We start from the raw sequence: 24,857 nt of genomic DNA on the forward strand, positions 1-24,857 counted from the left end.
GCAACCTCAGCGAGCATTGGTTCACCTCGAAGCGCTCCCAGCAGCGGCCCCGGCCGCGTCGAGAACTCGTTGCCGCAAGGCATCGGACTGTTCGTCGGCGGACACCGCACTGCCGGGCCCAGTTTCATTCTCGGGCTGAATGAACCAGCCTCGGGAGACCCGCGCGAGTTGATGGCTGAGGGCGACCATCTCGGCCTTCCGCTCCTGATACCGACCGAAGGCGCGTAGGTGGTCATCGGGCGCGGCGTTCAGCTCGTCGGCGAGCGCCGCGGCTCCGATGATCGCCAGGGTCGCACCCATGCCCGACAACAGCGACGGACTGCAGGCGGCATCGCCGACGAGCGCGACACGGCCGCGATACGGCTGCTCGACAACGACCTGGGCGACGGAATCGAAATAGAAATCGTCGGCGTGATCCATGCGGTCGAGTAGTTCCGCCGTCCGCCATCCCATGCCGGCGAAGGCTTGCTTGACCCAAAACTGTTGAGCCACAAAGTCAGAGCGATCGTAGCCCAACGGCGGCGAGTCGAAGAACAAGCCGACGACGATCTCACGGTCGCGATGGACGCTGTAACAGCCGAGGGTGCGCCCGGGCCGATTGAGCAATAGCCCGGCGCGCTCGAGGTTCAGAATGTTGTCGGTGGTGAAGTGCGCTTGGTAGCACCCCAGATGGTGAACGTATTCCGATTCGGGGCCGAAGGCCAATGCGCGAGTCTGCGAGTGCAGTCCGTCGGCGCCCACGACGAGGCCGAAATCCTGACGTCGGCCGCTCTGAAATGTGACCGCCACCTGGCCACCGGCGTCATCGAGCGCAGCCACGGAATCACCGAATTGGTAGGTGATTCCGTCCTGCGCCGCGGCGAACAGCACCTCGCTGAGTTCGGTCCGCAGAAGCTCGACGTCCCCGGCGATCACCTCGGGCGCCATGGCGACGATGCGGTTACCCGCCGGGTCGATGCGGTAGAACTCGGCGAGCCCGGTCGCCCGGTCGCACAGCTCGTCGTACACGCCCATATCGGTGACGACGTCGACCGCCGGCCCGCGTAGGTCCACGGCGTTGCCGCCGCGGCGCAATGCCGGGGCCCGTTCGACGACCGTTGGCCGGAACCCACCTCGGGCGAGCCGATACGCCAACACGATGCCGGCGATTCCGGCGCCACAGATCAGCACTTCGCGCCTGGCGTCACCAGCCGAATGTTTATCAGCCAAAGGCATTTCAGGGTCCTTTCGGCCGAGGCCGAGCCCACCGCCCGGTCCGGCCCGCCCAAGGCTAGGCCGCTACTTGACCATTGGTCAAGTAGCGGCCTGTTATCGTGCTCGCGACCGGAAAGGGAGGCGATGGCGCGTCTAGACCGAGCAGCCGTCCTCGCAGGCGCCTGGGCGTTCATCGAAGAGCACGGCATCGACGCACTGACAATGCGCAAACTCGCCACGTCGCTGGGGGTCAACCACGGAACCCTGTACTGGCACGTGGACAACAAGCAGGCACTGACCGACGCACTCGCCGACGACCTGCTCAGCGGGGTGGCCGACGAAACCGGTTCCGGCGCGCAGGGCAGTGCCCGACTGACCGAACTCGCGCACCGGCTGCGATCTGCACTGTTGTCACATCGGGACGGCGCACGCGTTTTGGCCGGCACATTCGTCCGCCAGCCCAACACGCTGGCTTTCGGCGAAGCCGCAATCGGCGCCGCGCTGGCCGCCGGCGTGCCGGCGACCGAAGCCGTCCTGGCCGCGTTCTCGGTGCAGTACTACGTCATGGGCTTCGTCATCGAAGAGCAGGCCGCCTACGAACTCGCTCGAAACGAGGCCCGTGACGACAGCCGGGAATCGATCGACGCCACGGCGTATCCGAACGTATACGCGGGCTTGGCCACGTTACGAAAAACGCCACGCGACAGTCAGTTTGCCTACGGACTGACCCGACTTGTCGCGAACAACGGCCTGACCGCCTAGGAGTCTGCTGAATTAGTGGGGTTTGGGGCGGGGCGTCTGGAGCGCTCATTGGCGCGTGGGTGAAGTCAGGCCCGGAGGTCGACAGATACGAGATCGCCCCGCCACCATCGACTGTGGCATCGGTTGCCTGGGGTGGCAAGAGGTTGGTCACCTGCCGTTAGGCGATGGCCCAGGTGGTGCCCGTGTGCGTCAGGCCCAAGGTGATTAGCCGGCGCAGGTTGAGGGCGGCGGCTCGGTGGTGCAGCCAGTGGTCGTTTTTGGTGGTGCCGCGGTAGCGGACTTTGCGGTTGCTGCGGGTCAGCCAGGCGATGGAGCGTTCCACCATGGGCCGGTGTTGGCGGTACTCGTCCTGCCACTGGGGGGTGCGCGCTGCTGCGCGGGCGGCACGCATCAGCGGTTCGTGCTCGCTGATGGTGAGCTTGCGTCCCCGTACTGCGGTAGTGCATCGGGCCGCCAACGGGCATGAGCGACAATATTTTTCGAATTTTGCGCCACCGCTGGGCGTGATGGTGACGGTGTGTGCGGCCGGGCAGCACGCGGTGCGGGCATCGAAATCGATGGCGAAGTCATCGCTGGTGAACCCGCCAGGCACTGGGGTCCGCAGCGGCAGCGGTTTGATCACCGCGACATGCTTGAGTTCGGCGAGGGTGGCGCGGGCTGCGCCGGTGCCGTAGGCCGAATCGCCGAGCACCCGCACCGGGGCATTTTCATCCTCAAGCAATCCCAGCCCGACGACCGCTTCGTGGTTATCGGGACCACTGGCCTTGGTCAGAGCACAGTCGGTGATGATCCCGGTATCGGGTTCGATCGCGATGTGGGCTTTGAAGCCGTCCTGGCGCCGACGCACCGTCTTATGAGCGTGCCGGGCCTCAGGATCCACGGTGGAGATGATGCGATCCTCGGCGACTTTCTGGGCGATGCGCCACTGCCCGTCGGTGCCATCGGAGCCTTCGACAGGTTCGACATCCTGCCCGGCGATCAGCGCTAGCAGGGCCACCGCCTCGGCGGCCCTCGGTCCCAGCTCCTGCTCGGGCAGATGCCCCAGCAGCCGATGCGCGTCGCCGACCAGGGCGTCGATGAGCTGATCACGGGCGGCCTTGTCGTTCCAGGCGATCGTGGGTTTACCCGGGTCGTGGTAATTGTGGGCCGTGCAATGAGTCTCGATCACCTCGGCGGCGCCGGGGACGTCGCGGCCCACGCGGCGGATCGCGGCGATCAGCTGGGTCACGGTGTCCTGGGTGGCCACCGCGTCATCGAGGACAGTGGAATCCAATGCTCGCCGGGTCTTGCCCGCCAGCACCGCGGTCTGCGCGACCACGGTTCGCACGGCCTCGAAGATCCGGTTGGGGCGATCCGAGGCCGCCAGCCGGCGCCGCCAGTAGGTCAGCGTCGTGGAGTGAAACGCCGGCGCGGTGACCGGCAGCCCGCACGCGGCTTTCCACCGCAGATCGAAGGTGACCGCGTCCACGGTCTCGTTGTCTGAGAGTCCGTGCAGGGCTTGCAGTGTGATCACCGAGGCCATCACCTCGGCCGGCACACTGGGTCGGCCCCGCCGCGACGGGAACAGGTCGGCGAACATCTCCTCGGGAAACAGCACATGGCGGTGGGCCGCCAGGAACGCAAACACACTGTCGGGCTTCAGAAGATGCCCGGCCACCGATTCGGCATCCAACAACTCACGCTGATCATCAGAGCGACCTTGCACCGCTCAATCATCGGCGAAACCCCAGGACAACCCTTGGCGCCACACCCGATTAATTCAGCAGACTCCTAGAACCAGGCGTCCCGCATCTCCAGTGTCGTGCGGTCCAGCGACTCGAGCAGGTCCAATTGCGGTGCGGTCTTGGGCAATTCGAACCGGAAGAAGTAGCGGGCAGCCTGCCGCTTGCCGTCATAGAAATCGCCGTCTTTACCGGCTGCGGCGACGAACTGCTCCAGCCACAGCCACGCCACCACGATGTGCCCGAACGCTTCCAGGTAGACGTGGCTGTTGGCCATCACCGCGGGGATGTCGCCGGAACCGAACATGCCGCCGGTCACGGCGACCAGCCGCTGCCACGACGCATCGAGCGCGCCTGCCAGCTCGGCGCCTTCACCACCCAGCTCGCCGGCCGCGCGGACCGTCTCGGCGATGACCTGGCCCAGCGCCGCGAGGCTGGCCCCGCCGCGCTGAGTCACCTTGCGGCCCAACAGGTCCAGACTCTGGATACCGTTGGTGCCCTCGTGGATCGGGTTCAGCCGGTTGTCCCGGTAATGCTGCTCGACGTCGTATTCGCGGGTGTAGCCGTACCCGCCGTGCACCTGGATCGCCAGATTGTTGGCCTCCAGGCACCACTGCGACGGCCAGCTCTTCGCGATGGGGGTCAGGATGTCGATCAGCAGGCCGGCCGCATCAGCTTCGGCGTCCGACTCCGCGCTGTGCTGCACGTCCACCAGCCGCGCACAGTACAGACCCAGCGCCAGTCCGCCTTCGACATAAGCCTTCTGCGCCAACAGCATTCGCCTTACATCGGGGTGTTCGACGATGGGCACCTGCGGCGTCGTCGGGTCCTTGACGTCCAATGGGCGGCCCTGCGGCCGCTCCCGGGCGTACTGCACCGACTTGAGGTAGCCGGTGTAGCCCAGCGCGACCGCACCCAAGCCGACGGCCATTCTGGCCTCGTTCATCATCTGGAACATGTAGACGATGCCACGGTGCGGTTCACCCACCAGATAGCCGACCGCGCCGTTCTCGCCGCCCGGATTGAATTGCGTATCACCAAAATTCAGCACGGTGTTGGTGACACCGCGCTGCCCCATCTTGTGGTTGAGGCCGGCGATGGCAACGTCGTTGCGCTCGCCTATCGAGCCGTCGGAGTTCACCAGGTACTTGGGCACGATGAACAGCGAGATGCCCTTGGTCCCCGGCGGTCCGCCCGGAATCTTGGCCAGCACGAGGTTGACGATGTTGTCGGTGATCTCGTGCTCGGCGCCCGAGATCCACATCTTCGACCCGAACAGCCGGTAGGTGCCGTCGTCGCGCGGTTCGGCGCGCGTCGCGACGTCGGCCAGCGACGAGCCGGCCTGCGTCTCCGAGAGCGCCATGGTGCCCGAAAAGTGCCCCGCCAGCATGGGTTTGACGTAGGTCTCGATCTGCTCGGGCGTGCCGAATTTCGTCAGCAGGTTGGCGTTGGCGATGGTCAGCATCAGGTAGCCCGATGTCGATACGTTGGCCGCGGCGATCCAGGCGAATGCCGCCTGCGCGACGACGGCCGGCAGTTGCGCTCCGCCGACCGACTCGTCCATGGACATGCCGATCAGGTCGGCTTCGACGAATGCGTCCCAGGCCTCTTTGACCTCGGGGACCATCGTCACGGTCTGCCCGTCGAAGGTCGGCTCGTTGGCGTCGCTCTTCTTGTTGTGCGGCGCGAAGTAGCGTTCGGCCAGTTGCTCGCTGAGGTCCAGGACCCCGTCGAAGGTCTCGCGCGAGTGATCGGCGAACCGCTTGCGGCTGGTCAGTTCGTCGACCTTCAGCCATTCGTACAGCAGGAAGTCGAGGTCGCGGCGGGACAGCAGCAAGGATTTCATCGGACCTCGGTCACCTCTCGATCGCGGGTTCTATGCGCCGCCGCCGAGGGGGTCCTCGGTGCGGATCGTTTCGTCGCGGATCAGGCCGCGCAGCAGTGCCGTGCTGAACTCGACGGCGATCTCGGAGGCCGTGCGCCGGCCGTGCGGCCGCAGCCACCGGTAGGCGCCCAGCGTCATCCCGATGTAGCCCAGCGCCAGCACATGCGAGTCGCAGTCATTGAACTCGCCACTGGCGATGCCGCGGTCGATCACGTCGCGGACGTGCTCGTAGACCGTCGTCTCCGCCTTGCGGATGTATGCGACCTGCTCCTCGGTGAACCACTCGGTGATGTACGGCCCCTCCTGGAAGTACACCGCCGCGGATTCCAGGTCGGTGGCGATGCCGGTCAGCAAGCGCCGGGTGAAGTTGAAGATGGTCTCGCGCGCCGAGGCGGTCGGGTCGTCATGCAGGGCATCGACGGTGAAGTCGGCGGTCGACTTGTAGATGTCCCAGAGGATCAGCGACTTACTGGCGTAGTAGTGGTAGACGGTCGCCTTGTTCAGCCCGACGGCGTCGGCGACGTCGTCCATGCGGGTCCCGTGGTAGCCGCGGGCCGCGAACAACTTGGCGGCGACCGCCAGCAACTCCTCGCGCCGCGACGTGCCGTTCGACCCGTTCGACGCAGCCGACGCCCCCGCGGGCGATCCCGTGGCAGAACCTTTTGTCGACGACTCTGTGGACATGTCAGCTCACTCTATGCAGCCGGGCGCGCGGCCCGGGACCCAATCAACTGGTTGGCCAGTCTATGCCGTGGCATCTCGTCGGCCGATCTGCCACTCGCAACGGGGAGCCAGCAGCTAAACTCGCGAGTAACAAGCTTGTCGGTTGGAGGTACTGATGGATCCGAGCCCGGACTACGACGCGAGCGACGAGGTCGAGTACTTCTTCAACTGGGTCCCGTGGGGCCTGCGCGGCGTATACCCGCCCCCGGCGTACCCCCCGGTGTAACCACCCCAGAATTCCACCATTCCGACCGGTGTGTTGGCGCGCTGCGTCCCACCGGTCGGAATTGCTGTACCCAAATCCGTGCCGATGACGTAGACATATCCAGGCAATGCTGGCCAGTGGATTTTTGGTCGCATTATGAGCGACTGCTAATTTATAAGCGATTGCTAACTGGTATAGGGGGGCAAGAGCACCGTCCCGAGGTGGATGGGGGAGACTCTTGCAAGCAAACCAACACAGATCGGATCGGATTCGATGATCATCGGGATTCCCCGCGAGTCTCTGGCTGGTGAGACGCGGGTTGCCGCCACTCCTGCAACTGTCGGGCAGCTGATCAAGCTCGGCTATTCGGTAGTGGTTGAGTCCGGCGCCGGCGACTTGTCCAGCTTCGCCGACGCCGCCTATGTAGAGGCCGGCGCCGACATCGGCTCCCCCTGGGCCGCCGACATCGTGCTCAAGGTCAACGCCCCCGACGACGGCGAGATCGCCGCGCTCAAGGACGGCGCCACCCTGGTCTCGCTCATCTCCCCCGGGCTCAAGCCCGAACTGGTCGAGAAGCTCGCCACCCGCCCGATCACGGTGCTGGCCATGGACGCGGTGCCGCGTATCTCGCGTGCCCAGTCCCTGGACGTGTTGTCATCGATGGCCAACATCGCCGGCTACCGCGCCGTCGTCGAGGCCGCGCACGCCTTCGGCCGGTTCTTCACCGGCCAGGTCACCGCCGCCGGCAAGGTCCCGCCGGCCAAGGTCCTCGTCGTCGGCGCCGGTGTCGCCGGCCTGGCCGCGATCGGCGCCGCCGGCTCGCTCGGCGCCGTCGTGCGGGCCACCGACCCGCGCCCCGAGGTCGCCGACCAGGTCGCCTCCCTCGGCGGCGAGTACGTGTCCGTCGATCCAAACGCCGGCGAGGTGTCGGCCACCGGCTACGCCAAGGAAATGGGCGACGACTACAAGGCCCGCGAGGCCGAGCTGTACGCCGAGCTGGCCAAAGACGTCGACATCATCATCACCACCGCGCTGATCCCGGGCCGCCCGGCGCCGCGGATCATCACCGCCGACATGGTCGCCTCGATGAAGCCCGGCTCGGTGATCGTCGACATGGCCGCGGCCAACGGCGGCAACGTCGAAGGCACCGTCAAGGATCAGGCCATCGTCACCGACAACGGTGTGACGATCATCGGCTACACCGACCTGGCCGGCCGCCTGCCCGCACAGGCCTCCCAGCTGTACGGCACCAACCTGGTCAACCTGCTCAAGCTGCTCACCCCGGAGAAGGACGGCCAGGTCGTCCTGGACTTCGACGACGTGGTGCAGCGCGGTGTGACCGTCGTGCGCGACGGCGAGATCACCTGGCCCCCGCCGCCGGTGCAGGTCTCCGCCGCCCCCGCCGCCCAGCCTGCCGCCGCCCCGGCGGTGTCTCAGGCCAAGGAGCCGATGACCACGGCGCGTCGTCTGGGCATCACCTTCGCCGCTGCCGCGGTGCTGTTCCTGCTGATCGCCGCCTCCCCGGCCGCCCTGCAGGTCCACCTGACGGTGTTCGCCCTGGCGATCGTGATCGGCTACTACGTGATCGGGCACGTGCACCACGCGCTGCACACCCCGCTGATGTCGGTGACCAACGCGATCTCCGGAATCATCGTGGTCGGCGCGCTGCTGCAGATCGGGCACCACAACACCCCGATCACCGCCCTGGCGGGCGTCGCGATTCTGCTCGCCAGCATCAACGTCTTCGGTGGCTTCGCGGTGACCCGCCGCATGCTGGCCATGTTCTCCCGCAGCTAGAGCCTGCTGACCTAAAGAACCTTTGGAACGGATTCATGTTCAACGCAGAAACCATCACCAACGTGGCGAACGCGGCGTACGTCGTCGCCGCCCTGTTGTTCATCCTCGCTCTGGCCGGCCTGTCCAAGCACGAGACCTCCAAGGCCGGTAATGCCTTCGGCATGGCCGGCATGGGCGTCGCCCTGGTCGCCACCATCGTCCTGGCCATCAACAAGCAGATCGAGCCCCTGGGCCTGGCGCTGCTGATCGGCGCCATGGCCGTCGGTGCCGCCATCGGCCTGTGGCGCGCCAAGGTCGTCGAGATGACCGGCATGCCCGAACTGATCGCGCTGCTGCACAGCTTCGTGGGTCTGGCCGCCGTGCTGGTCGGCTGGAGCGGCTACCTGCACGCCGAGTTCGACCCGAACAGCCAGGGCGCCCTCGAGCTCGCCAAGGAAGGCATGCTCGGCATCCACTCCGCCGAGGTCTTCATCGGCGTGTTCATCGGCGCGGTGACCTTCACCGGTTCGATCGTGGCCAACCTGAAGCTGTCGGCCAAGATCAAGTCCGCGCCCCTGATGCTGCCCGGCAAGAACTTCCTCAACGTCGGCTCGCTGGTGGTGTTCATCGCGCTGACCGTGTGGTTCTGCATCGCCCCGAACCTGTGGCTGCTGGTCGGCGTCACCGTCCTGGCGCTGCTGCTGGGCTGGCACCTGGTCGCCTCCATCGGCGGTGGCGACATGCCCGTCGTCGTCTCGATGCTCAACAGCTACTCCGGTTGGGCCGCGGCCGCCTCGGGCTTCCTGCTGTCCAACGACCTGCTGATCATCACCGGCGCGCTCGTCGGCTCCTCCGGTGCCTACCTGTCCTACATCATGTGCAAGGCCATGAACCGGTCGTTCATCTCCGTCATCGCCGGCGGCTTCGGTATCGAGGCCGGCCCCGCCGAGGACAAGGACTACGGCGAGCACCGCGAGATCACCGCCGAAGGTGCCGCCGAGATGCTCGCCTCCGCCAGCTCGGTCATCATCACGCCCGGCTACGGCATGGCCGTCGCCCAGGCCCAGTACGGCGTCGCCGACCTGACCCGCAAGCTGCGCGACAAGGGCGTCAACGTCCGCTTCGGCATCCACCCCGTCGCCGGCCGCCTGCCCGGCCACATGAACGTGCTGCTCGCCGAAGCCAAGGTGCCCTACGACATCGTCCTCGAGATGGACGAGATCAACGACGACTTCGACGACACCGACGTCGTGCTCGTCATCGGCGCCAACGACACCGTCAACCCCGCCGCCTCCGAAGACCCGGGCAGCCCGATCGCCGGCATGCCGGTGCTCACGGTGTGGAACGCAAACAACGTCATCGTGTTCAAGCGCTCCATGGCCTCCGGCTACGCCGGCGTGCAGAACCCGCTGTTCTTCCGCGACAACAGCCAGATGCTGTTCGGCGACGCCCGCGACCGCGTCAACGACATCCTGGCCGCGCTGTAGAAATACATCGAAGAAGCCTCCAATCCATTGGGATTGGAGGCTTTTTCGTGCCCATGCCGAACACAACGTCTGCCTGGGAGCGTCGTTGACACGTATATACGGTTATCGACACTCTCAGCCCGACATTGTGATTGCGCCCGCGGTCGATCCCGGTCCACCAACTCCGTCAGCGGACGAAATCACCTACCGCCGCGAGGAATTCGTCCGGCTTCTCGACCATCGGGCTGTGGCCTGAGCCGGCGATGAGGTGCGGCGGCAGCCCGGCCGCGGTGTAGCGCGCGACGTTGGGCGCTGTCGGGGTCAGGACGTCCTTGTCACCCCACAGCACCAGCACGGGCTTGCCCAGCCCTTTCAGCGTCTCGGCGACGGGGCGGCCGGCGTCTTTCGAATCGCACACGCCCGCGTAGGTCAGCTGCTTCAGGGAGCGGTAAGCCAGCGGCGGGACGGGATAGTCGGCCGCGAACCCCGTCTGCAGCGAGCCCGCACTGATCGCATCGACGCCGCGGAAATGATCGAGCGCAGGCCCGATGAGCGGCCAGCACAGCATCTTGCCGAGCAACGGCATGGACACCAGGTCCTCCGCCGCGGGGGTGTCCGAAACCGCCACGCGCTCAACCATTTCCGGGTAGCGGGTGGCAAACTCGGCAGCCACCTTGCCGCCCATCGAATGCCCCACCAGTTCGGCATGCCGGACACCCAGCGCCTCCAGCGCGCGGTGCACCGCCTCGGCCTGACCATCGGAGTGATACGGCGCCGCATCAGTGGGGGCCTCGGAACCGCCGTGGCCGACGAGGTCGACGGCGATCACGCGCTGATGCGCGGCCAGCGCCGGGGCGACCTTCTCCCACCACTCGATGGAGGCCGAATACCCGTGCAGCAGAACGATTGCGCGGTCGCCGGGCGGCCCGTACTCGCGGATGTTCAGGTCGGGTCCATCGAGTTCCAGCACGCGGCCGCCGGCGAACGGTTCGGCCGCGCGGCCGGTGTGCTCCACCACCACGGCGTTCACCACCAACGCCACCACCGCCGCGACCAGCAGGCCGCCCAGAATGCGCAGTTTCATGGCGCGACGCTACCGCCGCCCACGGGTCGCAGGCGCTCTATTTTCTGGCGAGTAGGGATTGCCCCCGCTTGCAGGGGACTACTCGCGCTCGGGCGGTGACGTCACGGTCACCCGGGTGCCGCCGCCGACCGCGGAGTCGACGAGCATCGAGCCACCCATCGCATCGAACCTGGCCAGCAGCGAGCCCAGCCCGATGTGCCCGTCGGCCACATATTGAGCCACCACCGCCGGGTCGAAGCCGATGCCGTCGTCGGCGACGGTCAGGACGACCCGATTGCCGATGCGGCCCAACCGCACCGACACCGTCGTGGCCTGCGCATGCTTGCCGATGTTGGTCAGCAGCTCACGTGCCGCCCGGTACAGCAGCTGCTGCGCATCCGGCTTGCCGACTTCCTCGAGGTCGGCGCGCACCGCGAGCCGGGTGCGAGACTCGAACTGCCGCAACAGTTCCCGCACCGCCGGCGTCAGCCCCAGCTGGGCGAGCACCTGCGGGTGCAGCTCGGTGACCGTCGAGCGCAGCGCCGTCGCCGTGTCTTCCAAAGCGGCGTAGACCGCGTCGAGTTCGGGCCCGGGGGTCCGCTCCCGGACCTCGTCGAGCTGCAGCCTGGCCGCCAGCAGCGTCTGCAACGGACCGTCGTGCAACCCTTCGGCGACTTCCTGGCTGTGCCGCTCGTCGGACTGCATGGCCTCGGACACCAACTGGCGGCGCACCTCCTGCAGCGCCTGCACCCGCTCCTGGCGGCGCACCAACACGAAGCACAACACGGTGGTGGCCACCGCCAGCCACACGAGGAACCCGAAGTGCGTGTAGACCATGTTCGGCAGGCCCATGCGGTCGTCGTGCTTGGAGTAGAAGATCCATACCGCCAGATAGCCCGCGGCCGTCAACGTGCCGATGGCCGCGGTCATCAACGGACGGTCCTGGAATGCCACCGAGATCGGCAGCAGGAAGAAGACGGGCAGCAGCGCCGCGGTCGCGCCGCCGGACACCAGACACAGCGCCAGGATCACCACCAGGTCGATGCCGGTCGACGCCCAGTCCGCCCAGCGCGGCACGGGTCCGCGCAGCACCGCCACCAGCCAGATCACCGCGGCGACGGCATACAGGCCCAGGATCACGGCATACAACTCGGGCAGCCAGTGGTCGACTTCCCAGATCCACACCAGGACACCGATCAGCGCGATCAGCGGGAGCCGTAGCCCGGCGGAAATCCGCACCGGTTCGGCGGCCAGGTACTCCCCGATCCGGCTGAGCATCGGCCTCACGTCAGTCCAGCAGCTTCCGACGCATCGCCTCGGCCACGGCCGCCGCGCGGTCTCCGACCCCGAGCTTCTCGTAGAGCCGCTGCACATGGGTCTTGACCGTCGACGGCGCCAGGAACAGTTCCTTGGCCATTGCCGGGATGGTCGCGCCCTTGGCGATCAGCTGCAGCACCTCGCGTTCGCGGGGGCTGAGCACCGGGGCGTCCGGCTCGGCCCGACGACGGATCTCGCCGGCAAGTCCGGCAGCCAGGCTGGGTGCGACGACGTCGCGGCCCTTCGCGCATTCGAGGATCGCGTGTACGAGCTCGCTGCGCGTCGACTCTTTCGGCAGGAAGCCGGCTGCGCCGTCCTGCAGGGCCCGGTACACGATCTCTGCCTCGTCGTGGGCAGAGAGCAGCAGCACCCGGGTGGGCAGACCGTCACGCACCACCGCCGCCGCCACCTGGGCACCGTCCATGCCGGGCATGCGGTAGTCCAGCAGCGCGACCTGAGGTTTGTGGACGCGGATCGCCTCCAGCGCCGACGTCCCGTCGTCGGCCTCGGCCAGTACCTCGATGGCGCCACTTGCCGTCAGCGCGCGGACGACGCCGTCGCGAAACATCGGGTGGTCGTCCCCCACCACCACGCGAACCCGTTCGTCGGTCATGCCGTCAGCGTCGCACGGCGACCAGCGAAAAGTAACTCCGATCGCAAATTGACGGCCGCGTGTCCCCCGATCGGTGGACGCCCGAATCCACCGGCTTACCGGCCGATCGCCCGATACCCGCCGAGCCCGCGTCCAGGCACTCTTGAGTCATCACCGGAACACACCGGAGCAAGACACCAAAAACCCACTGACACAGGAGAATTCACATGAGCATCACCGCCCGCACCTTCGGCCTCTCGATCGTCGCCGCCGGCATCCTGGGTGGCTCGGCACTCGGCCTGGCCGGCGTCGCCGGCGCCACCACCCTCGGACCCGATGTCCGCCCGCCGGCCATCGTCGCCACCCCGTCGATCACCGCACCGCCCGCCGGGATGCCGCTACCCGGCGTGCTCTGGCACCACGGCATCTACCGCGTCGCGGCCCTGCAGGGCCGCTGACCGCCCCGAACCCGGATTCCCTCCCCGAAGTCGTCGCGGGGAGGGAATTCGTCGTCGTGGGGCCGGACGTCGACCGCCCGTCACATCGTTAGACAAGTGGCATATCGTGGCGGGCATGGACTTCGCGTTGTCGGCAAAGGCGCAGGATTACCAGCACAGGCTCACCGAGTTCATGACCGAGCTCGTGCTGCCGGCCGAGGCGTCCTACCACGCCTATCGCGAGGAGAAGGGGCCGAAGGACCACACGGTGCCGCCGGTGGTCGAGGAACTCAAGATCGAGGCCCGCAAGCGCGGCCTGTGGAATCTGTTCCTGCCGTCGGAGTCGGGGCTGACCAACCTGGAGTACGCGCCGCTGGCCGAGATTTCCGGCTGGAGCATGGAGATCGCGCCCGAGGCCATCAACTGCGCCGCCCCCGACACCGGCAACATGGAGACCCTGCACCTGTTCGCCAACGAGCAGCAGCGCAAGCAGTGGCTCGATCCGCTGCTGGGTGGTGAAATCCGCAGTGCCTTCGCCATGACCGAGCCCGCGGTGGCGTCGTCCGATGCCCGCAACATCGAGACGACGATGCTGCGCGACGGTGGCGACTACGTCATCAACGGCCGCAAGTGGTGGATCACCGGGGCCGCGGACCCGCGCTGCAAGATCCTGATCGTCATGGGCCGCACCAACCCTGACGCGGCCTCGCACCAACAGCAGTCGATGATCCTGGTCCCGGCCGACACCCCCGGCGTGGACATCCAGCGCTCGCTGCCGGTGTTCGGGTGGCAGGACCAACACGGGCATTGCGAGATCGTCTTCGACAACGTCCGCGTGCCGGCCGAGAACCTGCTGCACGAAGAGGGTTCCGGTTTCGCCATCGCGCAGGCGCGGCTGGGGCCGGGTCGCATCCATCACTGCATGCGTGCACTCGGTGCCGCCGAGCGCGCGCTGGCCCTGATGATCGAGCGGGTGTCCACGCGCGTGGCGTTCGGCAAGCCGCTGGCCGAGCAGGGCGTGGTGCGCGAGTCGATTGCCAAGTCCCGCAACGAGATCGACCAGGCCCGGCTGCTGTGCGAGAAGGCCGCCTGGACCATCGACCAGCAGGGCAACAAGGCCGCCCATGTGCTGGTGTCGCAGATCAAGTCGGTGGCCCCGCAGGTCGCGTGCGACGTGATCGACCGCGCCATCCAGGTGCACGGCGCCGCCGGTATCTGCGACGACGTACCGCTGGCCCGGCTCTATGCCTGGCACCGCGCCATGCGCCTGTTCGACGGGCCCGACGAGGTGCACATGCGCACCATCGCGCGGGCCGAACTCGGTCGCGAGAAATCGGCACTGGCGGCCGCGGCGTTGGGGCAGTGATGCGGTCCACCGGTCTTGAGCTGGCAGGCGCCTGGAACTTCCGCGACGTCGCCGAGGAGACGGGCATCGCCCCCGGCCGGCTGTTCCGCTCCAGCGAGCTCAGCGGGCTCGTCGAAGACGGCCGTAAAGCGTTGCAGCACTATGGCATCACCGACGTCGCGGACCTCCGGTCGTTGCGCGAGGTCGAGCGCCGCGGTCCCGGCCAGGTGCCCGACGGCGTCGCGATCCACCTGCTGCCGTTCCACGAGCTGGCCGCGGCTGGGACCGACACCGCCGAGGCGCCGCACGAGAACGCCTTCGAGAAGATGATGACCGCGAAGCCCGACGACGAGGACGTCGCAGTCGCCGCCGGCCGCTTCATGGTCGAGGAGTACCGCCGCTTCCCCACGCTGCCCGGTGCGCATCTTGCGATACGCCAGGTGATTTCGATGCTCGCCGACGCGCGGCCGGTGATCGCACACTGCTTCGCAGGCAAGGACCGCACCGGCTTCACGGTGGCGACGGTGTTGGGTGCCGTCGGCATCGATCGCGACGCGATCCTCACCGATTTCCTGCGGAGCAACGACGCCGTGCCGCAGTTGCGCGAGGGCATCCTCGAGACCATCCGGACCCGGGCCGGCGAGACGGCCGAGGTCGTGACGTTCGCCGAGGCCCGGCTCACCGAGGAGGTGCTCGGCGTCCGCGAGGAGTACCTGGACGCGGCCTTGGAGGTCGTCGGCGCCGAGTACGGCTCGCTGCCGAATTACCTTGCCGCCATTGGTGTCACCGACGAGCAGGTGACGCGACTGCGGACCGCGCTTCGGGACTAGGGCCCGTCCGCGCGCTGCGCGTTGGCCGTGAGCGTCACCCGAACTTCATCGGCCACCTTCATCGCGCCCATCAGCATCGAGAACTGCTTGATCCGATGGTCGCTATGGCGTACCAGCGCCTCACCGGTGATCCGCAGGTCGGCGTCGTCCCCCACCACGTGGACGACGACGGTCTGCTCACGGCTCTGACCGCTGAGGTCCAGCGTCCCGGCAAGCCGCCACGAGTCTTCGCCCCATTCGATCGACGAGGAACGGAATATCGCCTGCGGAAACCGCTTGGCCTGCAATGACTTCAGCGCATTGTTTCGGACCAGTGTCTTTTCTGCGCCGGACAACGGTGTCATGCCGCCCTCACCCGCCAGCACGTCCAGCGAGTCCAGGTCGACGGTCACCTCGACGGCGATGGGTTCGTCTCCGTCGAGGTCGACGGTCGCCCGCCACGATCGCATCACGATGGTCAACCGGTGTCCCATCCGGGCTGCGCTACCGGTGACGCCGGTGTGCAGAAGCAGTTCACCGGACGATGCGTCGAGAGTCCGTTTCGCCGCGGTCAACTCCCGACCACCAGCCCCGCCACCCATGCGACGGTCGCCAGCAGGGCGGCCGTCAACTCCACCCCCATTGCCAGGGCGACGCCCTTGATGGCGTGTTTGGTCGATGTCCAGGCCCGGCTCGTGTCCCGCAACGCCGAGTACTCGGACAGGTAGACGCCCAGCACAAAGCCCAGGGCCAGGCCCAGCACCGGGATCACGAAAAACCCGATGACGCCAAGGATTCCACCGACGACGAGGCTGCGGGTCGACACGTCGGCCCGGCGCATCCGGCGCATCCGGCGCATCGGCCAGAGATATTTGATGACCTCGCCCGCCAGGAACAGTGCCGCCGCGACGCCGAGCACGACCCACGACGTCGCGGTGTGGACGGCCACTGCCCACACCGCGATCGCCAGGAAAACGAGCAAGCCACCGGGCAGTACCGGTACCACGATGCCGACGAGGCCGATCGCGATGACGAGCGCCACCAGCACTGTTCCCACGGTGTTCAATTACGGCTCCAGCACAGCCTTGCCGTGAATCTTCCCGTCCGCCAACGCCTGTAGCGCGGCGGCACCGTCGGACAACGCGAAGCGCATTGGCTCCGGTGGTCGCAAGCCGGCTTGCACCAGCTTCGCCAGGCCGGCCCCGACCTCGGCGGCCGCACCGGGTACCTGGCGGATGAACTCGCCGTACCCGACACCCACCACGCTGACGTTGCGCAGCAGCAGACGGTTCACCTTCACCGACGGGATGCCTTGGCCCGCAGCGAAACCCAGCACCAGCAGCCGGCCCTCGGGGGCCAGCACCCGGATCGCGTCGTCGAACGCGTCGCCGCCGACCGGGTCGACCACCAGGTCCACTCCCCGACCGTCGGTCGCCGCCAGCGCGGCATCGCGCCAGCCGTCGGTCAGCGGCAGCACCACGTCGGCGCCGACGGAGGCGACGAAGTCCAACGCCTCGACACGGTGCACCATGGCAACCACCTTGGCGCCCATGGCCTTTGCGACCTGGATGGCCGCGACCCCGACACCGCCCCCCGAGCCCAGCACCAGCACCGTCTCCCCCGCCAGCAGCCGGCCGCGGCGGGCCAGCGCGAAGTACATGGTGTAGTAGTTGCCCAGCAGGCAGACCGCTGCGGCGTCGTCCAGGCCATCGGGTGTCGGGATCACCGAATCCGGCAGCGCCAGCGCACGTTCGGCGTAGCCGCCCATCATGGTGAACGCCGAGACCCGCTGACCGGCAACGAAACCGGAGCTCTCGGGCGCCGACCGGACGGTACCCGCCACCTCCATACCCGGGGTGAACCCGGGCGGCAGCTTGAGCTGGTACTCGCCGCGGATCAGCAGCAGGTCGGGAAAGCAGACGCCGGCCGCACCGACATCGATGACGACCGCATTGCCCGAGGGATCCGCGGCGTCATCGATATCGGTGTAGGCCAAGCCCGATGGACCCGTCAGCGACTGTGCGACAAGCGCTTTCACCTATCAGCCGAGCGCGAACGAAGCGGCCTTGGCGGCCGACAGGTCGGTGATCTCGCCCCACTTGGCGGCCACCTCGTCAACGCTGGGCACGTGGTCGAAAGTGACACCGTCGTTCTGGAACAGCGCGGTGCGCTGCACCTTGCCGCCGCCGACGATGAAGATCGAGCCGGTCTCGGGCAGCTCTTCGCTGCACAGCTGCGCCACGACCGGCGCCACGTACTCCGGCGACAGCTTCGCGAAGACCTCCGGCGGCACGATGTCCTCGGTCATGCGGGTCGCGGCGATCGGCGCGACGGCGTTGAGCTTGATGTTGTACTTGGCGCCTTCCTGGGCCAGCGTGTTGATCAGGCCGACCAGACCCAGCTTCGCGGCGCTGTAGTTGGCCTGGCCGAAGTTGCCAAACAGACCACTGGTCGAGGTGGCGACCACGACGCGGCCGTAGGCGTTCTCGCGGAAGTGCGGCCAGGCGGCACGGATGACGTTGTAGCCGCCGTACAGGTGCACCTTGAGCACGATGTCCCACTGCTCGGCGGTCATCTTGTGGAAGGTGCCGTCACGCAGGATGCCCGCGTTGGACACCACACCGTCGATCTTGCCGAACGCCTCGATCGCGGTCTTGACGATGTTCTCGGCGCCCTCGGCCTCGGCCACCGAGTCGTAGTTGGCAACGGCGCGGCCGCCGGCGGCCTTGATCTCCTCGACGACCTGGTCGGCCATGTTGTGGCCGGCGCCGGTGCCGTCGCGGGCGCCGCCGAGGTCGTTGACCACGACACAAGCACCTTCGCGGGCCAGCGTCAGCGCGTATTCACGACCCAGGCCGCCTCCGGCTCCGGTGACGGCAATGACGCGATCCTGCACTCCGGGCATGGGTTTCCTCTCATGGAACAGAAATTGGACAGCCCGCCCCATCTATTTTCGGGTGGGGCCACCCCTTGTGTATACGGCGACCGGCTGACCGCCGTGCCGCCGGGTCTGCAATCTCTAGAAGAACTTGCGCGCGATCTTCCACGCCTTGTCGGTGTACGGCGGGTAGATGAGCTTGCCCAGGTCGGGCCGCGTCGGCTTGGTCATCACCGACTTCGCGTGGCTGAACTCCAGGAAGCCGTAGCGACCGTGGTAGGCGCCCATGCCGGACGGTCCGACGCCGCCGAACGGCAGGCGCGCCGTCGAAACCTGGAAGATCAGATGGTTGACCAGCATGCCGCCGGCCGGGACCTCACGGATGAACCGCTCGCGGACGGCCTTGGCCTTGGTGAACAGGTACGCCGCCAGGGGCTTGGGCCGGGCGTTGACGAACGCGATGGCGTCATCGAGCGAGTCGACGGTGATCACCGGCAGGATGGGCCCGAAGATCTCCTCGGTCATGACCGGTGCGTCGAGCGGCGGGTCGACCACGACGGTCGGCTGCATGGTGAGCCGGGCCGGGTTCGTACCGCCACCGGTGACGACCTCGCCCCCGGTGCCGAGGTAGTTGCTGAGCCGGTTGAACTGCCGCTCGGTGACGATCGGCAGACCGTCGGCGTCGTCGGCGGTGAATGCCACGACGGCGTCCCGGATCTTGGCGACCAACTCGTCACGGATGGGCTTCTCCGCCACCACGTAATCCGGCGCGACGCAGATCTGGCCCGAGTTGATCACCTTGGCGAAGGCGATGCGCTTGGCGGCGACGTCGATGTCGGCGTCGGCCGCGACGATCACGGGGCTCTTGCCACCGAGCTCCAGCGTCACCGGCGTCAGGTGCTCGGCTGCGGCGGCCATGATCTTCTTGCCGATCTCGGTGCCACCGGTGAACATGATGCGGTCCAGGCCCTGCGCGATCAGCTCCTGGCTGACCATGCCGTCGCCCTCGACCACGGCGATCGCCGAGGTGTCCAGGTACTTCTCGACCAGTTCCACCATCAGCCGCGACGAGGCCGGGGCGAACTCAGATGGCTTGAGCACCACCGTGTTTCCCGCGGCGATGGCACCGACCAGCGGGCCCAGCGTGAGGTAGAACGGGAAGTTCCAGGCGCCGATGATCAGCACGGTGCCGTAGGGCTCGTACTCGACCCAGCCGCGGCCGGGCAGCTGCGAGCGCTCCAGCAGGCGGTAGCGACGTTTCGCCCACTTGTGCAAGTTCTTGGCGGCGTCCTTGGCCTCGGCGATGGTGCCGACGCTGTCCGCGAGCCAGGCCTCGAAGGGCTTGCGGCCGAGATCGGCCTCCAGCGCCTTGGCGATGGCCGTTTCGTTCTCTTCCATCGCCCGGGCCAGCGCAAGTAGCTGGCGCTTGCGCCACTGCAGGTCGCGGGTGCGCCCGGTCGCGTAAGTCTTTCGAAGACCGGCCACGACAGCCGGGATGTCGGTGGTCGCGACGGGTGCGACAGATTCGGTGGTCATGACGAACGTCCTTACGTGAGCCAGGCAACACCGGAATCCTAACCAACCAGCCGGTTGGTTTGAAGAGTCAACCGGCCGCGATCAGCCCTTGCGCGCCGTCACGAAGGTGGAAAACGCCTTGTCATCGGCGGTATCGACCTGCACCCAACGATTCAGCCGGCGCATCTCCTCCTGCGAGGTGACCGACGTCGACGACCAGCCGTGCGCGTCCAGCCACTCGGCCACGTCGGCGCGATCGGGATCCTCGTACATCAAATCCTGCACGTTCATGACCTGCCCCATGCCGAACTGGCCGGCGAGCTTGTCGAACCGGTCCCGCATCCGTTGGCGTCGTTCGGCGGCGTGCTCGCCGACCGTCTCGACCGAGATGCGGCTACCCGGCGCGCTCAGCGCGGTGATGTTCTCGAAGAGGCGGTCCTGCGCGTCGGCCGGCAGGTACATCAGCAGTCCTTCCGCCAGCCAGGCAGTCGGCGCCGAATCGTCGAACCCGGCTTCCCGCAATGCTTCCGGCCAGTCATTACGCAAGTCGATCGGCAGCTGATGCAGCGTCGCCGCCGGCGTCGCGCCATGCGCCTTCAGGGTCTCGTCCTTGTACTCGAGCACCTTCGGCTGATCGATCTCGAACACCGTCGTGCCGGCCGGCCAGTCCAATCGGTAGGCCCGCGAATCCAGCCCGGACGCCAGGATCACCACCTGACGGATACCGGCCGCGGCGGCGTCGGCGAAGTAGGCATCGAAGAAGTGCGTGCGCACCGCCTGGTAGTTGCCCATGTGCTCGAGGACCGCGGCCACCTCGGGATCGGCACCGGCCATTCGGTTGTTGAAATCGGCGTCGAGGATCGTCTCCCACACGCCGGTACCCGCGCCGGCCACCAGGATCTTCGCGAACGGATCGCGGATCAGCGCGTCATCGCGCTCGGTTTCCCCGGCCCGCGCGGCGGCCACCATCACCGCCGTCGCACCCACACTGCTCGCGATATCCCAGGTGTCGTCGTCGGAGCGCTCGCTGCCCATGTACCAGGTGTACCAGCTGGTGCCGGTCTATTCGGTGACCTGCCACAGCTTGTTGGCCAGCAATAGTTCGAGCCGCTCGATGACGGCGGTCAGCTCCTGGTGGCTGCCGACATAGCCGGCGTAGAACCCCATGCCCCACATCACCGCGATGAGCATCTCCACCACCGTGGACACCTCGGTGTCGACGGCCAGTTCGCCGCGTTCGATGGCGTCGGTGACGGCCCAGGTCACGAAGTCGCGGGAGGCCACGAGCGCGTCGTGCTCCTCCTGGCGCAATTCGGGATGTCGCTGCGCCTCGAGGATCGAGGTCACCAGGAACGCCGCAGCGGATCGGTCCTCGGAGTCTGCCTGGATGGCGGCGACGAAAAACGACGACAGGCGCCGGATGAAGGTGGTCTCTTCCTCGGCCCGGCGACGGCCCGCAGCGACGACCATGGCGTTGGTCTGATCGAGGACCTCGCCGTAGAGCACACGCTTGTTCGCGAAGTAGTGGTTGATCGCTGGGCGCGTCAGATCTGCACGGATCGCAATGGCTTGGAATGTTGCTGCGTCATAACCAAGTTCACTGAAAACCTCGCGTGCGGCGCGCAGGATGCGCTCACGAGTTTCGGCCGCCTTCGCCGCGGGAGGGCGACCCGGGCCACGGGTGGCGATGTACGGCATCGTCAAATTGTGCCATAGATCTCGGCCCGACCCTGCTCGTATGCGCGGGACAGCCGTCGAAATTGCTTCTCCCAGCAAACTTGCAGATCTGTCAACAACCGAAAGCTGCACGGCGTGCGGTTCCCGGCTGCGGGCCGGCGCCGATCGGTAGCCCGGCCAGGAACGACCGCCGGTGTGCCGGCGCCTGCGAAACACCGCGGCCACAGGCGTGTTGTTGCCGGCGCATGTCGACGTCAGCCAAATTAATGTTGGGCGCCATGGCGGGCGTGGTGTCGCGAGAGTCGCCGGCGTTGCGCCGGCAGCAGCTCGTCAGCCGGTTGCGCGACAAGGACCCCGAGTACGACGCCCTCCGGCGCGCGACCCGCGCAGGTGTGGTGCTCCCGGTCGTCGCGATCGTCGGACTGGCCGTCGGTACCGCCGTCGGCAGCCGGTCGCAGACGACCATGTTCGCGATCTTCGGCGCCGTCGCGCTGCTGGTGGTGGTGGATTTCCCCGGCAACCGGCCGGCGCGGGCGCTGGCCTACGCCGGGCTCGGCTTCAACGGCGCGGTCCTGATCACGCTGGGCACGCTGCTGTCCCCCCATCCGTGGCTGGCGGTGCCGGCGATGTTCGCCATTGGGCTGCTCGTGACGTTCTCGGGTGTCCTCAGCGAGATCATCGCCGCCGGGCAGCGCTCCACCTTGATGACGTTCGTGCTGCCGGTGTGCACGCCGGCGGGACCCGTCCCCGATCGACTGCTCGGCTGGGCCGTGGCCTGGGCCATTGCCGTCCCGGCCGCGCTGTTCCTGTTGCCGCCCACGCATCACGACGACCTGCGCAAGCACGCCGCGCAGGTGTGCCGCCTGCTGGCCGCCCGGCTCGAGGGGTCCGCGACGGCGCAGGAGCTCTTCGATGCGATGGAGGTGCTGGGCGACAACTTCCTCGGCGCCGACTTCCGCCCGGTCGGTCTGACCGCCGGCAGCCGCGCCCTGGTGCGGGTCGTCGACGACCTGCGCTGGCTGTGCGACCGGGCCACCGACGCCACCGGCTCCCTGCTCGCCGAGACGCGTGAGCCGGCCATCCGGGTACTGAACGACTGCGCCCGGGTGCTGAGCACGCCGCGCGCCGCAGGCCGCGATCGCTACCGCGCCGACCTGGCCGACGCCCTGACCGCGCATCGGGCCGCCACGCGCGGGCGCTACCGCGAGGACATCGAGCTGATCCGCGCCGAACCGGACGACCTGCTGGCCGTCGCGACGGGCCGAAAGCTGTTGCGGCTGCGTACGTTCTCGGCCTGTATCGGGGCGACCGGACGCGTCATCGGACTGGCGGCCGACGCCGACGCCCGGCCGGTGTGGGCCCGCGTCCTGGGTCGGCGACTGCCGGCGGCCGGGAACCTCGACCGCGTGCTGTCCGAATCCCAGGCCGTGTCAGCCATCCCGTCGGGGTTCGTCGCGACGCGAGCGGTGGTGGTTCAGAACAGCCTTCGTACCGGCATCGGTCTGGCCGTTGCGGTGGCCGTCGTCCATCTGTTTCCCCTGCAGCACGGTTTCTGGATCGCCATGGCATCGCTGTCGGTACTGCGCAGCAGCGCGCTGACCACCGGGACCCGCGTGTTGCGCGCCGTTGGCGGCACTGCGATCGGATTCCTCCTGGGCACCGTGGTGATCCACCTGATCGGCGCGAACCCCGTCCTGCTGTGGTTCGTCCTGCCCATCGTGGCGTTCGGTTCGGCCTATGTGCCCGATGTGTTCTCGTTCGTGGCGGGCCAGGCGATGTTCACCATGCTGGTGCTCACCATCTACAACCTGATCAGCCCGGCCGGCTGGCGCGTCGGGCTGATCCGGCTCGAGAACGTGTTGGTGGGTGCCGCGGTGGGCATCGTGGTGTCGCTGCTGCTGTGGCCGCGCGGGTCGGCGGCGGTCGTCCAGCGCACGCTGGAAGCGGCGCGCGTCGCCGGTACCCGGTATCTGACCGCGGCCGTGCGGCGAGTGACCCGCGGCGCCTCCGAGGCCGCCACGGACCGGGTGCACGCCCTGAGCTTCGACGCGCTGACGGCCTCCCGGACCGTGGATGATGCGGTGCGCCACTTCCTTTCGGAGAGCAGCGGGGCGACCGAGCTGCGGGCGCCGGTGGTCCGGGCGGCCAATCAGACGGTCCGGTTGCGGGCGGCGGCCGACCTCATCGCTGACGTCGTGCCACCGCCCCTGGCCCCGTATCGCGCCGCCCGCGAGGTCCTCGAAGCGCACACCGCGTCGATCTGCGCCCGGATCATGGGCACCGAAGACGCCGACGCCGCAGCGCGCACACCCATCAGCGACGATTTCGTGCTCGCCCTGCGCGCCGAGACCGGCGGCGGAAACTTGTCGGTCGAGGCCGCGCTGCCTCTGGTGACCGTCGCCGCCAGCCTCGGCGAGCTCGAACTCCTCTATCCGGAGTCCGCGCCCGCCTGATCAGTGCCCGGGGCGGTGCGGCTTCAACGCGTTCGGCGGAATGGTGCCGAACTTGCCGGACTGGAAGTCCTCGAACGCCTCGATGAGCTCCGACTTGGAGTTCATCACGAACGGGCCGTAGTGGAAGACCGGTTCCCGGATCGGCTGACCGCCGAGCAACAGCACCTCGAGCGCGGGCCGGTTGGAGTCCTGGCCCTCGTCGGCGGCGACGGTGATCCGGTCGCCCGGCCCCAGCACCGCCAGCTGACCCTGGTGGATGGGATGGCCGACGGGTCCCACGCTGCCACGTCCGGACAGGATGTAGACGAGCGCGTTGAAGTTGCGGTTCCACGGCAGGTCGAGGCGCGCTCCGGGCGCAATTGTCGCGTGCGCCATGGTGATCGGCGTGTGCGTGCCGCCGGGGCCCCGGAGCCGCTCCGGCGGCGACATCGCATCTCCGCGTATGTCCATCTCGCCGGCGATGACGCGCACGAGCGCGCCACCGTCGTCCGACGACAACAGGGTGACGTCGGTGCCCTCGATGGCCTGGTACCTGGGGGCGGCGAACTTGTCCTTCTTGGGCAGGTTCACCCACAGCTGCAGGCCGTGGAACAGTCCGCCGCTCTCGACCAGTTCGGCCGGCGGCGTCTCGATGTGCAGGATGCCCGACCCGGCGGTCATCCACTGCGTGGCACCGTCGGTGATCAGACCGCCGCCACCATGGGAATCCTGGTGCGCGAAGCGGCCGTCGATCATGTAGGTCACCGTCTCGAACCCGCGGTGCGGGTGCCAGTCGGTGCCCCTCGGTTCACCGGGTTCGTACTCGACCTCACCCATCTGGTCCAGGTGAACGAACGGGTCGAGGTCCGCCGGGCTGACCCCGGCGAAGGCTCGGACCACCGGGAAGCCCTCGCCCTCATAGCCACGAGGGCCGGTGGTGATGGACCGCACCGGGCGTTCTGTGTCACTCGGCGCAGCGGAAGCAATACGCGGCAAGCTGATCGTGTCAGCGGTGATAGCAGGCATGTCACCTATAACCGGACTGCAGTCCGATTAATTC

Annotated in this window: 23 protein-coding genes; 8 read left to right on the forward strand and 15 right to left on the reverse strand. The window is 67.7% G+C overall.

All coding sequences use genetic code 11. The features are described 5' to 3' along the window. Positions 1-21: 21 nt before the first annotated feature. Positions 22-1,215 carry an FAD-dependent monooxygenase gene (locus ACJH6I_RS08145; protein ID WP_318984838.1) on the reverse strand — a complete coding sequence of 398 codons (1,194 nt, stop codon included), beginning with the start codon at positions 1,213-1,215 and terminating at the stop codon, positions 22-24. Positions 1,216-1,338: 123 nt separating this feature from the next. Here ACJH6I_RS08145 and ACJH6I_RS08150 point away from each other — a divergent pair, with 123 nt between their 5' ends. Next, the gene (locus ACJH6I_RS08150) at positions 1,339-1,956 is read left to right on the forward strand and encodes a TetR/AcrR family transcriptional regulator C-terminal domain-containing protein (RefSeq protein ID WP_318984839.1); all 618 of its coding nucleotides are present in this window, start codon (positions 1,339-1,341) and stop codon (positions 1,954-1,956) included. Positions 1,957-2,113: 157 nt separating this feature from the next. On the opposite strand, the gene ACJH6I_RS08155 is transcribed toward ACJH6I_RS08150, so the two are convergent. The 3 genes from ACJH6I_RS08155 to ACJH6I_RS08165 form a co-directional block, all read right to left on the reverse strand. After that, on the reverse strand, positions 2,114-3,661 hold the full coding sequence (locus tag ACJH6I_RS08155) for an IS1182 family transposase (RefSeq protein ID WP_226521439.1): 1,548 nt from the start codon (positions 3,659-3,661) through the stop codon (positions 2,114-2,116). A 65-nt stretch (positions 3,662-3,726) separates the two neighbouring features. Beyond that, positions 3,727-5,523, reverse strand: coding sequence for an acyl-CoA dehydrogenase (locus ACJH6I_RS08160; RefSeq protein ID WP_318984840.1), 1,797 nt, complete (start codon positions 5,521-5,523; stop codon positions 3,727-3,729). 30 nt (positions 5,524-5,553) lie between these two features. Then, positions 5,554-6,246 carry a TetR/AcrR family transcriptional regulator gene (locus ACJH6I_RS08165; protein WP_234880477.1) on the reverse strand — a complete coding sequence of 231 codons (693 nt, stop codon included), beginning with the start codon at positions 6,244-6,246 and terminating at the stop codon, positions 5,554-5,556. A gap of 151 nt (positions 6,247-6,397) precedes the next feature. On the opposite strand from ACJH6I_RS08165, the gene ACJH6I_RS08170 reads away from it, so the two are divergent. The 3 genes from ACJH6I_RS08170 to pntB all read left to right on the forward strand — a co-directional run bounded on the left by ACJH6I_RS08170 (position 6,398) and on the right by pntB (position 9,753). Next, a complete protein-coding gene (locus ACJH6I_RS08170; protein WP_177127396.1) occupies positions 6,398-6,511 on the forward strand; it encodes a hypothetical protein in 114 nt (37 codons plus the stop codon). 252 nt (positions 6,512-6,763) lie between these two features. Then, a complete protein-coding gene (locus tag ACJH6I_RS08175; RefSeq protein ID WP_318984841.1) occupies positions 6,764-8,287 on the forward strand; it encodes a Re/Si-specific NAD(P)(+) transhydrogenase subunit alpha in 1,524 nt (507 codons plus the stop codon). A gap of 35 nt (positions 8,288-8,322) precedes the next feature. After that, positions 8,323-9,753, forward strand: a complete 1,431-nt coding sequence (pntB, locus tag ACJH6I_RS08180) for a Re/Si-specific NAD(P)(+) transhydrogenase subunit beta (RefSeq protein WP_133425762.1) — start codon at positions 8,323-8,325, stop codon at positions 9,751-9,753. Positions 9,754-9,919: 166 nt separating this feature from the next. Here pntB and ACJH6I_RS08185 read toward each other — a convergent pair whose 3' ends face one another. From ACJH6I_RS08185 to ACJH6I_RS08195, 3 genes are all read right to left on the reverse strand, one after another. Then, the gene (locus tag ACJH6I_RS08185; protein ID WP_318984842.1) at positions 9,920-10,816 is read right to left on the reverse strand and encodes an alpha/beta hydrolase; all 897 of its coding nucleotides are present in this window, start codon (positions 10,814-10,816) and stop codon (positions 9,920-9,922) included. 78 nt (positions 10,817-10,894) lie between these two features. Further along, a complete protein-coding gene (locus tag ACJH6I_RS08190) occupies positions 10,895-12,073 on the reverse strand; it encodes a sensor histidine kinase (RefSeq protein WP_406783925.1) in 1,179 nt (392 codons plus the stop codon). A 10-nt stretch (positions 12,074-12,083) separates the two neighbouring features. After that, positions 12,084-12,725, reverse strand: a complete 642-nt coding sequence (locus ACJH6I_RS08195) for a response regulator (protein WP_406783926.1) — start codon at positions 12,723-12,725, stop codon at positions 12,084-12,086. Between the two features lie 206 nt (positions 12,726-12,931). On the opposite strand from ACJH6I_RS08195, the gene ACJH6I_RS08200 reads away from it, so the two are divergent. From ACJH6I_RS08200 to ACJH6I_RS08210, 3 genes are all read left to right on the forward strand, one after another. After that, entirely contained in the window at positions 12,932-13,162 is a 231-nt protein-coding gene (locus ACJH6I_RS08200) for a hypothetical protein (protein ID WP_135357159.1), read from the forward strand. Between the two features lie 127 nt (positions 13,163-13,289). Then, entirely contained in the window at positions 13,290-14,507 is a 1,218-nt protein-coding gene (locus tag ACJH6I_RS08205) for an acyl-CoA dehydrogenase family protein (protein WP_406783984.1), read from the forward strand. Then, the gene (locus tag ACJH6I_RS08210) at positions 14,507-15,316 is read left to right on the forward strand and encodes a tyrosine-protein phosphatase (RefSeq protein ID WP_133425758.1); all 810 of its coding nucleotides are present in this window, start codon (positions 14,507-14,509) and stop codon (positions 15,314-15,316) included. Before ACJH6I_RS08205 ends, ACJH6I_RS08210 begins: the two co-directional genes overlap by 1 nt. Here the strand turns inward: ACJH6I_RS08210 and ACJH6I_RS08215 are convergent. The 7 genes from ACJH6I_RS08215 to ACJH6I_RS08245 form a co-directional block, all read right to left on the reverse strand. Beyond that, a complete protein-coding gene (locus tag ACJH6I_RS08215; protein WP_406783927.1) occupies positions 15,313-15,897 on the reverse strand; it encodes a YceI family protein in 585 nt (194 codons plus the stop codon). The genes ACJH6I_RS08210 and ACJH6I_RS08215 overlap by 4 nt on opposite strands. After that, complete coding sequence (locus ACJH6I_RS08220; protein ID WP_406783928.1) at positions 15,867-16,361, reverse strand: DUF456 domain-containing protein; 495 nt, start codon at positions 16,359-16,361, stop codon at positions 15,867-15,869. The genes ACJH6I_RS08215 and ACJH6I_RS08220 overlap by 31 nt, the downstream gene beginning before the upstream one ends. Then, positions 16,362-17,333: an NADPH:quinone oxidoreductase family protein gene (locus tag ACJH6I_RS08225; protein WP_406783929.1), complete on the reverse strand. Its 972-nt coding sequence runs from the start codon at positions 17,331-17,333 to the stop codon at positions 16,362-16,364. It lies immediately after the preceding gene. A gap of 3 nt (positions 17,334-17,336) precedes the next feature. Beyond that, positions 17,337-18,200 (reverse strand): SDR family oxidoreductase, encoded by an 864-nt coding sequence (locus tag ACJH6I_RS08230; protein WP_212807872.1) that lies wholly within the window; start codon positions 18,198-18,200, stop codon positions 17,337-17,339. Positions 18,201-18,314: 114 nt separating this feature from the next. Continuing rightward, positions 18,315-19,709 carry an aldehyde dehydrogenase family protein gene (locus tag ACJH6I_RS08235; protein ID WP_318984844.1) on the reverse strand — a complete coding sequence of 465 codons (1,395 nt, stop codon included), beginning with the start codon at positions 19,707-19,709 and terminating at the stop codon, positions 18,315-18,317. Between the two features lie 81 nt (positions 19,710-19,790). Then, the gene (locus tag ACJH6I_RS08240) at positions 19,791-20,723 is read right to left on the reverse strand and encodes a class I SAM-dependent methyltransferase (RefSeq protein ID WP_318984845.1); all 933 of its coding nucleotides are present in this window, start codon (positions 20,721-20,723) and stop codon (positions 19,791-19,793) included. Between the two features lie 27 nt (positions 20,724-20,750). After that, positions 20,751-21,386, reverse strand: a complete 636-nt coding sequence (locus ACJH6I_RS08245) for a TetR/AcrR family transcriptional regulator (protein WP_020099981.1) — start codon at positions 21,384-21,386, stop codon at positions 20,751-20,753. A gap of 257 nt (positions 21,387-21,643) precedes the next feature. On the opposite strand from ACJH6I_RS08245, the gene ACJH6I_RS08250 reads away from it, so the two are divergent. After that, on the forward strand, positions 21,644-23,818 hold the full coding sequence (locus ACJH6I_RS08250) for an FUSC family protein (RefSeq protein ID WP_318984846.1): 2,175 nt from the start codon (positions 21,644-21,646) through the stop codon (positions 23,816-23,818). Here ACJH6I_RS08250 and ACJH6I_RS08255 read toward each other — a convergent pair whose 3' ends face one another. Beyond that, positions 23,819-24,823 (reverse strand): pirin family protein, encoded by a 1,005-nt coding sequence (locus ACJH6I_RS08255; RefSeq protein ID WP_318984847.1) that lies wholly within the window; start codon positions 24,821-24,823, stop codon positions 23,819-23,821. Between the last annotated feature and the right edge of the window lie 34 nt (positions 24,824-24,857).

This window comes from Mycobacterium sp. SMC-13, assembly GCF_045311035.1.
Classification (GTDB): Bacteria; Actinomycetota; Actinomycetes; order Mycobacteriales; family Mycobacteriaceae; genus Mycobacterium.